We start from the raw sequence: 14,612 nt of genomic DNA on the forward strand, positions 1-14,612 counted from the left end.
TGAGGCAGTACTTTTCAAGCATACACAAAGCAGAAAACCGCTGCACTTGGGCAAATGCTAGCGTGCGCGGCAGACACGATTCAAATGGCGCTTGCTTTTGCCGTCCATTTGTCCAGCGCCGTCTCGTCGCTGTCGCGCGCATCGACCCAGCGCGCGCCTTCCGGCGTATCTTCCTTCTTCCAGAACGGCGCTTCCGTCTTCAGGTAATCGATGATGAACTCGCAGGCGGCAAAGGCCTCGCCCCGATGGGCGGACGAGACCGCCACCAGCACGATCTGCTCCTGCGGCAGCAATGGCCCCACGCGGTGGATCACCAGCGCGCCGGACAGGGGCCAGCGGCCCCGCGCCTGCTCGACGATGCCCTCGATGGACTTTTCCGTCATGCCCGGATAGTGCTCGAGCTCCATGGCCGCCACGTCCAGCCCCTCGTTCATGTCGCGCACCGTGCCGACGAAGCCAACGACGGCGCCTACCTTGGGATTGCCTGCACGCAATTGTGCAATTTCTTGACTGAGGTCAAAATCAGCTTGCTGGACGCGGACGCAAGTGGTCATTTGGCGTGGCCTCCGATGCGCCGCAGCAAGGTTTCGATGCGGCTGGCAGTGCGCGCATCGGTGGCGGCGGCTATCGCGCACAACTGCATCAGCTGCGATACTTGCGTGAGCGGCTTCTGGCCTGATTTGAGCGACGATTGCAACACTTCCACCTGCATTTTCAGGCGGTCGCGGGCAAATTCGGCACCACTGTCGACGCCAGCGACGATTTCCAGACGCAACACCTCGTCGCGCAAGCGCTCCTGGTTGGCCTGCAATTGCTGCACGTAGGCGGTGCCGCCCTCGCCCAGTGCGGCCTGGGCGGCAGCAAAGCGCTGCTGCAAGCTGCGTTCATACTGGGTGTCGAGCGGCGGCAAGGCGCTCCAGCGCTCACTCCACGCTTGCGCGTCGGCGCCGGCGTCGCCATCAGCCAGTGCGGCTTCCAGCGATTGCACCAGGCGCAACTTGTCGCGCAGGGCGTTGGCTTGGGCCGCATCGGCGCGCTCGGCGATGGCGTCCGCTTGCGCTTGCACGCCAGCAACAGCCGCCTGGTAGCGCTGCTCGATCTTTGCTTCACTGGTGCGCGGCACGGGGCCGGTGGCGTTCCAGGCGGCACGCGTGTCGCGCAGCAAGTGATTGATAAAGGCGCTGCGGGTCTTGTCGTCGCCCTCGGGCACGACGGCCGTTTCCAGCGCGGCGCACAGCGCCTCGCGCGCATGCAGGTGTTCGCGGCGCTCGTGGTCGGCCGCATGGGCCGTTTCCTTACGCTTGGCAAAGATATCGTCGCAGGCGGCGCGGAAGCGCTGCCACAGCGCCTGTTCCGCGCGGCGTTCCAGCGGCAAGGCTTTCGCCAGCTCCTGCCATTTGTCTTGCAAGGCTTTCAGCATGTCGACGGTGTTGCGCTCGGACGGCTTGAGCAAGCCTACTTCGACGATCAATTGTTCGCGCCGCGCCGTCTCGATCTGGCGCTGCGTGTCCAGCGGTTTCGACAGGGCGTCCAGCGCGGCGCCGAATTCCGTATCCAGGCGTTTCTTTTCCTTGCGGTCGATGGTGCCCAGGCGCGTCCACGCCTGGCGCAGGCGCTGCGAGCTTGACGCGACATGTTTCCAGTCGGTACTCTCTTCGGCCGCCAGGGCTGCCGTTTCCGCGATCAATTCCTGGGCCTTGGCCGCATTGCCGTGGCGCTCTTCGGCCAGTTGCTTGAAATGCTGGGCCGCCGGCGCATACGCCAGGCTGCAGGCGGCATCGAAACGCTCCCACAGGGACTTGGGCGCGGGGCCGGACAAGGTATCGAGCGACTTCCAGCGCTCGCGCAGGCTGCCCACTTTCTTGGCCAGCTCGGCCATTGGCAGTTGCTGTGCCCGCAAATCCTCGCCCGCCTTGACCAGTTCCTCGCGCGACACGTTGCCGCCCCAGCGCGCCCAGTCGGCCAGTTGCTTGAATTGCCCGCGCACATGGGCCAGGCGATCCGCTTGCACAGGTGTCAGGCGACCGTGTTTGCTATCGCGCAAAGTCTTGTCATGCTCGGAAGCGACGTGCAATAAGCCATCCTGCAACGCCGCTTCCATGGCGTCGAGCACCTTGAAGAACTGCTCGGTCGCCTCTTTCGCCACGGGAGCGAGCTCCTGGCGCGGCTTGCGCGGCGCCGCTTCGGCATGCGCTGGCGTAGCCACGGCCGCGGCAGTAACGACCGGCGCCGGGGCGCTGGCCAGCACGCCTGCAAATTGCTGCTGCAAGCTGTCGGACAGCGGCGATTCGGGCAGACGCGGCAGTGCTTGCCAAGCGCGCTTCAAGGTATCCACGTCGAGTGTGGCGGCATCCTGCGCCTGCCATTCGGCCAGCGCTGCCTGGCGCACGTCGAACACGGCCTGGTGCTGCTGCAAGGCTTGCAAGGCGGACTGCGCCTGCTCGCGCGCCTGCGCAAAATCGCTCTGCAGATGTTTCGGCAGCGAAGCGCGTTCGGGCGATTGCGCATGCTGCACATGTTCCGCATCCAGGCGGGCCAGCGCTTGCGCCAGTTCCCCGGCGGACTGGCCGTTGCTCGCCAGCGCGCGCGCGGCGGCGACGGCGTCGATCACGGCGCGCTGCAACACCACTTGCGCTTCCAGGCGGGCTGCCAGCGCGGCACGCGCGGCGCTAAAGGCGGTCGCCAGTTCGGGCGTGGCCTTGATGACTTGCCATTGGCGGTCCAGCTCAGCTACCTGATTCGGGCTCAGCTTGTCATCGTTCAACAGGCGCTGGGCGGTATCGATGCTGGCCTGGGCGCGCTGGGTTTCCGCCGCTTGGTGGCGGATCAGGTCGATGCGGCCCTGCATCAGCTTGGCGACGCGGCGGTCCGTGTTGCGCATGGCCTGGTGGAGTTTTTCCAGCAGCGGCAAGGCATGGACGTGTTCGGCCGCGATCAGACGGGCATCGGCAAATTCGCTGGACACAATGAATTCAAAGGCGGCGGCTTCGTCGCCCGCCACGGCATGGGCACGCGCAACCTGTTCGGCGCGGCGCGATGCGCTCTGCGCCGAGGCGGCAGCCTGTTCTGCCACGACAGGGTCTGGTGTGGAAGGCTTGCTGGCAGAACGCTTGAAAAGAAATTCGAACATGACGGGTTTCGCGTGGATCAAAACCACCATCATAACAAAGCCACGGGTATTGCATCGAACAGGTCTGTACAAGTTTCTAAATGATAAACATTAAATATTTAACAATCTCATATCTCCCAAGCTGGCGCCAGCGCAAAATCAAGGGCGTGGAGCCGACGCAAACGGGCGGACGGGGGTGTGCGCTCGCTATCCGTTCAAGCCTGCGCGCGCTGCGGCTGTGACACGGCAGGCACGGCGTCCGTGGCGGCGGTGCCGGCGATGCCCGTGGTTTCAGCGGCACCGTCGGGCGTATCCGGTGCCGGCAAAGGCACTGGCAAAACAAAGGGCAGCACCTGCGCCTTGCCGCGGCGCGCTTCCTGCGCGCGCGCATCATGGGCGAGGAACTGGTAGGCGATGGCAAACCACGCTTCGCCCACGATGACCTTGCGCGCCAGCGCGAACAATTCGCGCTCTTCTTTTTCCAGGCGCTGCAACAAGGCCGCGCAAAAGGTGTCGATGGCCGCGCACAGCTGCTCGGCCTGCTGCTCGGAGCTGTCGAGGGCGGCACCTGCGCGCTGCTGCACCACATTGATGCTTTCCAGCGCCGCGTGGTTCAAGCCGTTGAGCTCATTGAGCAGACCGTTGAGCAAACCATCGGCATGCGGCGTCGCCTGGCGAATGGCGGGAATCAGATACATCTCCACCTTGCGCCAGTAGCCCCCCTGGTACAGCCGGTTCAGCCAGTCGCCCGTGTACTGCAATTGCGCCAGGCTCAGCCTGCTTTGCTGGCGCAGCTGCATCTGCATGTATTTTTGAAATGCCAACAAACTCATGCGGATACTTGCCTGTTCCACCGACAGGGAAACCAATATATATGTTGCCGTAAGCATGTACTCACTCCCAAAAACGCGCTGAATGTCTCATCCTGGAAGTGAAAGTGTAAAGACTAGCGACAGGGGCGGGTTTGATCTTGCACAAACCCGCAGCGGCTTCTTTCAGGGCGCGCGCAGCCCGATATGCAGGTTGACCACGCCCGGCTCTTCCGACGGCGAGACTTCTCCGCCAAAACTTTTCACCAGCCGCTGCATGCCCTTGTTGCGCGCCATCGCCTCGCCCACCAGCGCTTCCGTGCCGCGGCTGCGGAAGTAGTCGACCAGCTTTTCAAACAGGATATGGCCCAGGCCCTTGCCTTTCAGGGCCGAACGCACGGCGATGGCGAAATCGGCGTGGATATTGTCCGGATCGGCCACGGCGCGCACCACGCCCAGGGTCTCCGGCTTGCCGTCCGGGCCCGTGTGCGTGGCGATGAAGGCCATGGCACGGTCGTAATCGATCTGCGTCAGGCGCGCCAGCTGGGACACGGGCAGCTCGCGCATGGAAGTGAAGAAGCGCAGGCGCACGTCGTCCGGGTCCAGCGCGTGGAAAAGATCCATGTGCTGCGGCGCGTCCTCGGGGCGTATGGGGCGCAGCAGGATGGACTGGCCCATCCACGTCACCTGTTCTTCCAGCTCCTGCGGATACGGGCGGATGGCCAGGCGGTCGCTCTTCTGGCCCGGCTGCAAACGGATGCGCGCGTCGAGGGCGATCACGCCGTCGGCGTCGGCCACCAGCGGGTTAATGTCGAGTTCGGCCAGTTCGCCGATGTCGGCCACCAGTTCGGCCACCTGGATCAAGGTGTAGCAGATGGCGTCGATGTCGGCCGGCGGCTGGTTGCGGTAGCCGGCCAGCAGTTTCGACACGCGCGTGCGCGCCAGCATATCGCGCGCCAGCACCATGTTCAGCGGCGGCAGGCCGATGGAATGGTCGGCTGTCACTTCCACGGCGATGCCGCCCTGCCCCACCAGGATGACGGGACCAAACGCGGCGTCCGTGGTGACGCCGACGATCAATTCATGCGATTGCGGCCGGCGCGCCATCTGCTGCACCGTGAAGCCGTCGATCAGCGCATCGGGGCGCATGCGGCGCACGCGCTTGAGCATGGCGGCAGCGGCCGTGCGCAGGATGTCGGGCGTGTCGAGGTCGAGCGCCACGCCGCCCACGTCGGATTTGTGGGCAATGTCGGGCGAATGGATTTTCAGCGCCACCGGGTAGCCGATGTCCGCCGCCACGGCCAGCGCCTCTTCCACGTCGGCCGCCATGCGCGTGATGGCCACGGGGATGCCGTAGGCGGCCAGGATTTCCTTCGAGCGGCATTCGCCCAGCACCGTCTGGCCGGCGGCCAGCGCGGCGGCGACAATTTCGCGCACGCGCGCGCGGCGCGGCGTGGCCGACATGGGCAGCTGCGCCGGCACCTGCATCAGGGTTTCCTGATTGCGCCGGTACTGCACGATCTGCATGAAACCATGCACGGCTTTTTCCGGCGTGTCGTAGGTGGGAATGCCGGCCCGGTTGAAGACCTGGCGCGCGGGCGCCACGGTGGTGCCGCCCAACAGGCACGACAGCACCGTGCGCGAAGTGGCCTTGATCAGCGGCGTGACGGCTTCGGCGATGTCGATCGACGAGACCATGGCCGTGGGCGCGTGCAGGAGCAGCAAGGCGTCCGCCTGCGGCTCGTCGAGCAGCGGCTTGATGGCGTCGACATAGCGCTGCACGGGCGCGTCGCCGGGCAAGCCCACGGGATTGTCGTGCGACCAGCCCCGTGGCAGGGCCTTTTCCAGCGCGATCACGGTATCGGGCGATAAATCGGCCAGCTTGCCGCCGCTGCCCACCAGCGCATCGGTGGCCATCACGCCCAGTCCCCCGCCATTGCATAAAATCGCCAGGCGCTCGCCGCGCTGGGCGCGGATATGCGTGAGGGTTTCCACGGCGTCGAAGAGTTCCTCGGCCGAATACACGCGCAGCATGCCGGCGCGGCGGATGGCCGCGTCATACACGGCGTCGGAACCGGCCAGCGCGCCCGTATGCCAGGCCGCCACGGCCGCGCCTTCTGGCGCGCGCCCCGCCTTCAAGACGATGACCGGCTTGCTGCGCGCGGCCGCCCGCGCCGCCGACATGAATTTGCGCGCCGCCTGGATGTCTTCCATGTACAGCAAGATGGCGGCCGTGTCGATGTCGCCGGCCAGGTAGTCGAGCAAGTCGCCGAAATCGATGTCATAGCTGCCACCGAGCGAAATGAACTTGGAAAAGCCCACGCCGTGCGCATTGGCCCAATCGAGCACGCCCGACACCAGCGCGCCCGATTGCGACACGAAAGCGATCTTGCCGCTGGTCGCGCCCAGGTGGGCGAAGCTGGCGTTCAGCCCCAGTTTCGGCACCAGCAAGCCCATGCTGTTGGGCCCCAGGATGCGCAGCAGATGCGGCTTGGCTGCCTTCAGCATGGCCAGGCGCAGCGACTGCTCGCGCACGGGGTCGAGGCCGGACGTCATGACGATGGCGGCGCGCGTGCCCAGCGCGCCCAGTTCGCGGATCAGGGCCGTGATGGTGGCGGGCGGCGTGCAGATGATGGCCAGGTCCGGCGCTTTCGGCAGTTGCGCCAACTTGCGGTAGCATTTCAAACCCATCAGCTGGTCGTACTTGGGATTGACAGGCCAGATTTTGCCCTGGTAGCCGCCGCCCATCAGGTTGGCCAGCGCGATGGCGCCCAGCTTGTGCTCGCGCGCCGTGGCGCCGATCAGGGCCACCGAGGCCGGCTTGAACAGCTTGTCGAGATTACGGATACTCATGTTCTGGCCTCATGGATTGCCGGAGCGGGATTGCCGGAGTGGCTGCGCCAGTGTATAGGATGCGCTGCCAAAAAAACTTGACCTTGTCGCGCGTTTCGCAAAAAATCCGCGCGCGCCTACCAGCGTGAGCGGTGGCTTTCCGTCACGCCCGCCAGCTGTGCCACGATGCGCTTGGGAGCTTCCGCGCTGGTACGCACCCAGCCGCTGAAAGTGCCGATGGGCTGGATGTAGCGGCTGGCGGCGACCCACAGGTTTTTATCCTCGCGCCGTGCGCCCTCGGGCTTGAAATGCAGGTCCAGCAGATCATCATCCGTCCACACATGCCATGGCGCCAGCGGGTTATCGGGATTGAAGTCGAAATGCGCACGACCCAGCGGATACACCTGGCCGTCGAGCCACAGCGCGTTTTCATGCGCGCCAAAATAGCCGGCCTGCAGATTGAAACCCAGGTCCAGGCTGTGCGCCGAAGCCCAGCGCCATTCCGTCTCGCGCGCCAGCAAGCCGTTCGAATAGTCGAAACTGGCCACGCCGTCATCGAGGCTGTAGCCCTTGGCGCCGCAGCGTACGCTGCCCCACAAAGGCAGGCCGCCCGACTTTTGCGTGGCATGCACGCTGCCGCCCTCGCCCACGGGCCCCACGGCCAGCAGGGTGGGCGCCACGGACGGGCCGAATTCCGCATCGATGCCGAAATGGCCGCAGTCGAGCTGCAGACGGTAGCGTTGCTGCGGCTGCGCCTCGATGGAGATCACTTGCGAGAGGAAGCGGAAGCGGCTGCTGGCGCCCGCATGCGGCGCCAGCGACGCGCACAGGCCGGGAATGCCGTCCTGCGAAAAGGTCGCCACGATCTTGCCCTTGTGGCGGTCGAAGGCATACGCGAACGCCGTACTGGTCCAGCCCAGGTCAACGATGGCCACGCCGCAGAACAGGGTGGGCGTGGACAGGGCCACATAATGCCAGCGCTTGTGGTGGAACAAGCGCCAAAGGGCGCCGCGCGCGTGCGGCGGCGCCAGCGCAGCCCAGTCGAATGCATTCAATTGCCCCGTGTAGCGGCCAAAACGGGGCTGGCCGTCGGCGTCGAGCAGCGCGGGCGGGGCTGGTGGCAGCATCATGCGACCCGCCTTACCGCGTCGCGGCCATCCTGCAGGGCTTCGGCCAGCTGCGCGCCAAATAGCGCGGGCTGCGCTTGCGCAATAGCAATATCCGGGCACGCATGCCAGAGCGCCAGGCGCTGCACGGCGCCGGCCACGTCTTGCACCAGACGGGGGCTGAGGCGCACGCCGTCTTCCAGCACCAGCGACTTGATCTCGAAGCGCCCCTGCGCGCGGTGCGCCTTGGCATCCAGGCGCCCCACCAGCGCGCCGCGCCGCAAAATCGGCAGAGTAAAGTAACCATACCGGCGCTTTTCGGCTGGCGTATAGCATTCGAGCCGGTAGTCAAAGCCGAACAATTCCAGGGCCCGGCGCCGGTCCCAGACGACGGGGTCGAATGGCGACAATATCGTCGTCAAGGTGGGCGCCAGCTTGCCGGCCGCCGCCGCGCGCATCAATTCGCCATGCCCGGCATGCACATATACGGCATCATCCCAGCCAACCACCGAGCAGCGCAGCAACACGCCCTCGTCCACCAGCGCCTGCAAATCGTGCGCCAGGCTGGCGCGCGATTGTTTGGTGCGGAAATAATCGCTGATCCAGCTGGACCGCGCCAGGCCCAGCGCCTTCACGCTGGCCAGCAGCAGGCGCCGGCGCACCTGCTCTTCTGGCGGCAGCAAGCCATCGTGCCAGCCCGGCAGCACTCTTTCGGCCAGATCGTAATAGCGCTGAAAATTGTGGCGTTTGGCGATCATCAGCACCCCCGACGTAAACAGCACTTCCAGCGAGCGTTTTTCCGGCTTCCAGCTCCACCAGCCTCCTGCCTGGCCATCCGTGCGCTCAAAGTCCGCCGAGCGCGCGGCGCCGTTGGAGCGGATGTGCTCCAGCACGGCGGCCACGGCATCGCCCTGCTCGGCCATCCACTTTACCGAGTATTTCCAGCCCATGGCCGCCGGGTCCAGCATGCGGTGGCGGTACAAGCCGTAATCCTCGATGGGCACGAAGCAGGCTTCATGCGCCCAGTATTCGAATAGCGCACCCTCGGCCAGCAATTGCTCCAGCCACGGCTGCGGATAATCGCCCAGCCGGCTCCACAGCACCAGATAAGGGCTGCGCGCCACCACATGGATGGTGTCGATTTGCAGCACGCCCATCTGGCGCACGGCGGCCAGCACGTCGGCCTTCACAGCCTTCCTGCGGCGCGCCTGCAGCAAACCTTGCGCGGCCAGGTGCAAGGCGCGCGCGGCAGCCAGCGATAAAGGGGGGAGGTCGGGAAGAATGTGCTTGTCTGGGCTGTGCATAGCTGAAAGATACCGCATTCCGCGTGACACTTGTACGTTTTATCGCTATCGGCTTGCCCGGCAACTGCACGCAGCCCAGGTGCACGACACCGCAGCCGACGACGCGGACGCGGGCCGCCAGACCTACCGGCCAGCTCGGCACCCAGACCGTGCAGGGCGTGTGGAACGCAGCGCCAAGCTGGGCCGTCAAGGGCGGCGTCGAGCTGAAATCTCGCGCGAGTGGAACGGCTGGCTGAGCGCCGAGTACCGCAGCGAGCGCTTCCGCGATCCGGGCACCTCGGCCGCCACGCGCGCCGCCAAGGCCGCCCTGGGCGACGACCACGGTTACACCATGTTGCACCTGGGCAGCAGCTACCAGTTGAACCAGCGCGTCACCTTGAATGCGGGCACGGTGCGCCTCAAAGCCCGCCCCGGCTTCTTGCCGCGGATCGTCTTGGGTCAGCAGGATGCGCATGGAGTGGGCGCCGGTGGCCCGCTCAGTCCTTCTTTTTGATCAGGCCGGCCAGCGCGGCGAACGGATTGTGCGTGGCGGGCGCCACCTCGGCCGACAGCAGGCCGGCGCCACGGTCCGCTTCCAGGTAGCGCGAGTGCTCATTGTCGTGGCAATACAGGCACAGCAATTCCCAGTTGCTGCCGTCCGGCGGATTGTTGTCATGGTTATGGTCGCGGTGGTGCACCGTCAGCTGCTGCACATTGGCACGCGTAAATTCGCGCGTGCAGCGGCCGCACACCCACGGATACATCTTCAGCGAGCGCTCGCGGTAGCCGCTCTCGCGCTGGTCGGCGGCGCGGCGCGCTTCGGCCACGATCTTGTCCAGTCTTGCCGCGTCGGGCTTTTTACTCTGCATGACAACTTTCGATATGGGCGGTAGAAGCACTCATTTTAATGAGGATGGGGGCACAATTGTACTTTTTCTGCCACGCCGCCAGCCAGTGTCGCCGCCGGCGTGCTTTTTTTAGCGTGCGCGGCACCACAGATACTTGATTTAACGCAAAATAAGCCTAGCGACAGACCGCGAACAGACGATGGAAGCGGCGGCAACAGGGTTACGCGCAAGGCAGCCGATTTCGGCTATCATGCGCGCCACGCCGCCCCTCCCCTTTTCCATGAATATAGCCTGCAAGCGCCCGTGATAGCGATAACGAGACCCCTGCAACGCCTTGCCCGCCGCCTGTACCGACTCAGCTTGGTGCCCCTGTTTGCGCTCATATTGCTGCTGGCGCTGTGGGCGGCCGTCTTTTACCAGGTGGGCCAGGAGCGCGCCAGTGCCGTGCGCGATGCCGTGGCCGTCAGCCAGTCGCTGGCGCGCACCCTGGCCGACCATACCAGTTTCACCCTGCGCCAGACCGACCATGCCACCCAGTTGTTCAAGCTCAAATACGAGGAGTCAAGCGGCGGCCTGCGCCTGAATGAATTCACGCGCCGCCAGGGCCTGCTCGACAGCGTGCTGCCATCGAAGCTGGCACTGCCGATCGCGCTGGCCGACGCGCAGGGCAATGTGATCGACAGCGCCAACGCCTATTTGCCGGAAAATCTGGCCAAGCAGGCATTTTTCAGGGCGCTGGCCGCCAATTCATCCGACACGGCCCTGGTCGACACGCCGATGCTCGACGCAGACAGCAAGCACTGGACCATCCGCCTGGCGCGCCGCCTGAACGATGAACAAGGCCGCTTCGCCGGCGCCATCATTATCCTCGTCGACCCCACTTATTTTATCGACGATTACGACCGCCTGGATCTCGATGAGCATGGCGCCCTGATGCTGGTGGCGCGCGACAGCGGCCTGACGGTCGGGCGCATCGGCGAGCAATTGATCCTCAGCGACCGCATCGACTTCCGCATGCCCGGACCGCCCCAGCATGCCGCCGAAGAACTGCTGATCGAACCGCCCATCGACGCGACGTCACGCATCTACAGCTACCGCGAGCTGCCGCGCTACCCGCTGCTGGCCGTGGTGGGCGTGAGCCGTGCCGTCGCCCTGACGCGCTTCGAACACCGCCGCCTGGTGTATATCGGCACGCTGCTCGCTGCCAGCGTGCTCATTGCCGGCTTTACGACTCTGCTGACGCGCCAGAGCGCACGCCTGCGCCGCAGCATCCGCCAGGCCAAGGAAACGCAAGCCTTGCTGCGCGCAGCGCATCAGGGCAGCCTCGACGCTGTGCTGCTGCTGAAGGCTTGGCGCCCCGCGCCGGACAAGCCGGTGGAAGATTTCATTTTCGCCGACGTCAACGAGCGGGCCGCCGACATGTTGGGCAAGCCACGCTCCGAACTGCTGGGCCAGCGTGTGCTGCCGCGGGTGCCGCTGCTGCGCGGCGAGCGTTTTTTCAAGCGCTTCGTGCGGGTGATGGAAACGGGCCAGCCGCTGGAAGATGAATTCGAGCTGACGCTGGCCTCGGGCGGCACGCGCTGGCTGCGCCACCAGGTGGTGCCCATCACCGACGGCGTGGCCGTCACCTCGCGCGACATCAGCGCGCGCAAGCACGACGAACTGGCGCTGCAGGATAACCGCAGCTTCCTGCAGTCGCTGATCGACCATTTGCCCGTGCTGGTTTACGTGAAAAGCGCACGCCCGGAGAATTTCGGCCAGATGGAAGTGTGGAACAAGGCGGCCGAGGATATTACCGGCCACCTGGCCGCCGACGTCATCGGCAAGACCGATTGCCAGGCCTTCCCACCCGACTTCGGCCTGCACGATGCCGAAGACGACCGCGCCATCCTGGCCGAGCGCGGCGTCGTCGACCATATGGAAAAACCGTTGCGACTGCAAGATGGCAGCCTGCGCTACCTGCGCGCCGTCTCCGTGCCCGTGTTCGACGAGCGCCAGCAGATCGAACATATCCTGTGCATCGCCGAAGATATCTCGCAGCGCCGCCAGCAGGAGCTTGAACTGCGCCAGAAACAGGCCGAGCTGGCCGCTGTCAACGACGCCTCGCCACTCGGCCTGGTGCGCCTGGACCGCCAGCGCCGCTGCACCTACGTCAACCGCACCTTCGAATCGATTACGGGCCTGCCGCGCGCCGCCGCCCTGGGCGCCGGCTGGACCAGCGCCGTGCACCCGGACGACTACCCGCTGATGCATGTGGCGCTGGAGCAGCTCATGCGCAGCCACACGCCGTTCCAGTCCACCTTGCGCTGCCTGCAACGCGACGGCAGGCTGGTCTGGGTCTCCGTGAAGATCGCTCCCATCCTCATCGACGGCCAGATCGAAGGCTACGTGGGCAGCCTGGACGACATCACCACCTTGCGCGAATCGGAAGTGGCGCTGCTGGAAAGCGAAGCGCGCCTGCGCACCATTGCCGACACCTTGCCGGCCATGATTGCGTATATCGACGCCGACCAGGTCTACCGCTTCCTGAATATCGCCTATGAGCGCGAATTCGGCCTGACGGGCCGGCAGGCGCTGGGCAGCAGCGTGCGCGATACGGTGGGCGAGGCGCGCTACCGCACGGTGGCGCCATATATCGAACGCGTGCTGGCGGGCGAAACCCTGAGCTTCGAGGAAGAAGATGAAAAGGACGGCATCGAGCGCTGCATGGAAGTGATCTACATTCCGCAGCTCGGCGAAGACAAGCTTCAGGTGGCGGGTTTTCACGTGATGCGCCAGGATATCACCGTGCAAAAGCGCGAAAAACAGCGCTTGCTGAAACTGGCCCAGGTCGATGCGCTGACCGGCTTGTCGAACCGCGCCGGCTTCCAGCAAAAACTCAGCGACGCCATGCACGCCAGCCGCCAGCAACAGCACCTGATGGCCGTCATGTACATGGATATCGACCGTTTCAAGCCTGTCAACGACACGCATGGCCACGGCACCGGCGACGCCCTGCTGCGCGCCTTTGCCCAGCGTCTGACGCAGACCATGCGCGTCACCGACATCATCGCCCGCCTGGGCGGCGACGAATTCACCATCATCATGGAACAGATCAGCAGGCCCGACGACGCGGCACTGCTGGCGGAAAAGATCGTCGCCTTCATGCAGCAGCCGTTCGAACTCGATGGCATCACCGTGCGCATTTCCGCCAGCATCGGCCTGGCCTTCTACCGTGACGAAGATATTTCCCCCGCCGTGCTGCTGCAGCGCGCCGACGTGCTGCTGTACCAGGCCAAGCAGGATGGCAGGAACACTTATCGCGCGGGTGCCGCAGTGCTTTGATCCAGCCGCTGGCGCCTGGCGCCATACCTGCTATATTGGCGCCTGTCTTCCCTACCCTTGCCACACCATGCGCCTGCTGCACACTTCCGACTGGCATCTGGGCCAGACCCTGCACAATTTTGAAAGGGGCTACGAACACCAGCGCTTCCTCGACTGGCTGCTCGACACGCTCGTGACCGAACACGTCGACGTGTTGCTGGTGGCGGGCGACGTGTTCGACAACGCCAACCCGTCGGCCGCCTCGCAAAAGCAGTTGTACGTGTTCCTGCAGCAGGCGCGCGCGCGCCTGCCCGCACTGCAACTGCTCGTCGTCGCCGGCAACCACGATTCGGCCGGACGGCTCGAAGCGCCCGGCCCCTTGCTGGCCGCGCATGGCACGCACGTCATCGGCCATTTGCTGCGCGACGAGGATGGCGAGATCGACCTGGAACGCTTGCTGCTGCCCTTGTCGGGCGCCGATGGCCAGGTGCAGGCCTGGTGCCTGGCCGTGCCTTTCCTGCGCCCCGGCGACGTGCCGAAGCTGCCGGCCGGCGATACCCAGGATGCCTACCTGGGCGGCATCGCCCTGTTGTACCGCCAACTGGCGGACCTGGCGCTGGCGCGCCGCCAGCCCGGGCAAGCCATCCTTGCCATGGGCCATTGCCACATGGTGGGCGGCGAAATGTCGAACGATTCCGAACGCCGCATCGTCATCGGCGGCACCGAGATGCTGCCATCGGGGATCTTCAACGCATCCATCGCGTATGCGGCGCTGGGCCACCTGCACAAGGCGCAGGCCGTGGGCGGCCAGGAACATATCCGCTACTGCGGCAGCCCGATTCCCCTGTCCTTCGCCGAAGTGAACTACCGCCACCAGGTGCTGTGCCTCGATATCGACGGCGAGCAGTTACGCGAAGTACGCGCCATCGAAGTGCCGCGCGCCGTTCCCCTGCTGCGCGTACCGGCCACGCCGGCACCGATAGACGAAGTACTGGCACAACTGGCCGCCCTCGACGTGCCCGATGCGCCCACGGAAGCGCAGCCCTTCCTGGAAGTGCGCGTGCGCCTGGACGCGCCCGAGCCGGGCCTGCGCACGCGCATCGAAACGGCGCTCGACGGCAAGCGCGTGCGCCTGGCGAAGATCGAAACATCGAGCGCCGCGCGCAGCAGTGCGCCCGAGAACATGACGCTCGATCAATTAGGCCAGCTGCAGCCGGACGACATCTTGCGCCGCCTGTACCTGCAAAAATACGGCCGGCCCGCGCCGCCCGAACTCCTCTCGGCCCTGGCCGAACTGCTGCTGCCCGGCGCCTGACTGTACC

General features: G+C 65.4%; 10 protein-coding genes. 3 read left to right on the forward strand and 7 right to left on the reverse strand.

Features of this window, described 5'->3' with window-relative positions; all coding sequences use genetic code 11:
- Nucleotides 1-80: 80 nt before the first annotated feature.
- From moaE to ACP7DE_RS11765, 6 genes are all read right to left on the reverse strand, one after another.
- On the reverse strand, nt 81-554 hold the full coding sequence (gene moaE / locus ACP7DE_RS11740; protein ID WP_426072274.1) for a molybdopterin synthase catalytic subunit MoaE: 474 nt from the start codon (nt 552-554) through the stop codon (nt 81-83).
- Nucleotides 551-3,130, reverse strand: coding sequence for a DUF349 domain-containing protein (locus tag ACP7DE_RS11745; protein ID WP_426072275.1), 2,580 nt, complete (start codon nt 3,128-3,130; stop codon nt 551-553). The genes moaE and ACP7DE_RS11745 overlap by 4 nt, the downstream gene beginning before the upstream one ends.
- 194 nt (nt 3,131-3,324) lie before the next feature.
- Nucleotides 3,325-3,942, reverse strand: coding sequence for a hypothetical protein (locus ACP7DE_RS11750; RefSeq protein ID WP_426072276.1), 618 nt, complete (start codon nt 3,940-3,942; stop codon nt 3,325-3,327).
- A gap of 162 nt (nt 3,943-4,104) precedes the next feature.
- The gene (locus tag ACP7DE_RS11755; protein ID WP_426072277.1) at nt 4,105-6,771 is read right to left on the reverse strand and encodes a bifunctional acetate--CoA ligase family protein/GNAT family N-acetyltransferase; all 2,667 of its coding nucleotides are present in this window, start codon (nt 6,769-6,771) and stop codon (nt 4,105-4,107) included.
- Nucleotides 6,772-6,887: 116 nt separating this feature from the next.
- Nucleotides 6,888-7,880, reverse strand: a complete 993-nt coding sequence (locus ACP7DE_RS11760) for a DUF2804 domain-containing protein (RefSeq protein ID WP_426072278.1) — start codon at nt 7,878-7,880, stop codon at nt 6,888-6,890.
- Complete coding sequence (locus ACP7DE_RS11765; protein ID WP_426072279.1) at nt 7,877-9,160, reverse strand: winged helix-turn-helix domain-containing protein; 1,284 nt, start codon at nt 9,158-9,160, stop codon at nt 7,877-7,879. Before ACP7DE_RS11765 ends, ACP7DE_RS11760 begins: the two co-directional genes overlap by 4 nt.
- A 79-nt stretch (nt 9,161-9,239) precedes the next feature.
- Between ACP7DE_RS11765 and ACP7DE_RS11770 the strand changes: the two genes are divergently transcribed.
- Entirely contained in the window at nt 9,240-9,653 is a 414-nt protein-coding gene (locus tag ACP7DE_RS11770; RefSeq protein ID WP_426072280.1) for a hypothetical protein, read from the forward strand.
- On the opposite strand, the gene ACP7DE_RS11775 is transcribed toward ACP7DE_RS11770, so the two are convergent.
- On the reverse strand, nt 9,637-10,008 hold the full coding sequence (locus ACP7DE_RS11775) for a YajD family HNH nuclease (RefSeq protein ID WP_010396763.1): 372 nt from the start codon (nt 10,006-10,008) through the stop codon (nt 9,637-9,639). The genes ACP7DE_RS11770 and ACP7DE_RS11775 overlap by 17 nt on opposite strands.
- A gap of 342 nt (nt 10,009-10,350) precedes the next feature.
- Here ACP7DE_RS11775 and ACP7DE_RS11780 point away from each other — a divergent pair, with 342 nt between their 5' ends.
- Together ACP7DE_RS11780 and ACP7DE_RS11785 are read left to right on the forward strand one after the other, a co-directional pair.
- Complete coding sequence (locus tag ACP7DE_RS11780) at nt 10,351-13,311, forward strand: PAS domain-containing protein (protein ID WP_426072546.1); 2,961 nt, start codon at nt 10,351-10,353, stop codon at nt 13,309-13,311.
- 67 nt (nt 13,312-13,378) lie between these two features.
- Nucleotides 13,379-14,605: an exonuclease SbcCD subunit D C-terminal domain-containing protein gene (locus ACP7DE_RS11785; protein ID WP_426072281.1), complete on the forward strand. Its 1,227-nt coding sequence runs from the start codon at nt 13,379-13,381 to the stop codon at nt 14,603-14,605.
- Nucleotides 14,606-14,612 lie beyond the last annotated feature (7 nt).

Source organism: Janthinobacterium sp. DSP2-3-3 (genome assembly GCF_049897325.1).
GTDB lineage: Bacteria > Pseudomonadota > Gammaproteobacteria > Burkholderiales > Burkholderiaceae_D > Janthinobacterium.

Coding starts and splice junctions, on each gene's coding strand:
- moaE (WP_426072274.1), bottom strand. CDS start 554: ATGACCACTTGCGTCCGCGTCCAGCAAGCTGATTTTGACCTCAGTCAA.
- ACP7DE_RS11745 (WP_426072275.1), bottom strand. CDS start 3,130: ATGTTCGAATTTCTTTTCAAGCGTTCTGCCAGCAAGCCTTCCACACCA.
- ACP7DE_RS11750 (WP_426072276.1), bottom strand. CDS start 3,942: ATGAGTTTGTTGGCATTTCAAAAATACATGCAGATGCAGCTGCGCCAG.
- ACP7DE_RS11755 (WP_426072277.1), bottom strand. CDS start 6,771: ATGAGTATCCGTAATCTCGACAAGCTGTTCAAGCCGGCCTCGGTGGCC.
- ACP7DE_RS11760 (WP_426072278.1), bottom strand. CDS start 7,880: ATGATGCTGCCACCAGCCCCGCCCGCGCTGCTCGACGCCGACGGCCAG.
- ACP7DE_RS11765 (WP_426072279.1), bottom strand. CDS start 9,160: ATGCACAGCCCAGACAAGCACATTCTTCCCGACCTCCCCCCTTTATCG.
- ACP7DE_RS11775 (WP_010396763.1), bottom strand. CDS start 10,008: ATGCAGAGTAAAAAGCCCGACGCGGCAAGACTGGACAAGATCGTGGCC.
- ACP7DE_RS11785 (WP_426072281.1), top strand. CDS start 13,379: ATGCGCCTGCTGCACACTTCCGACTGGCATCTGGGCCAGACCCTGCAC.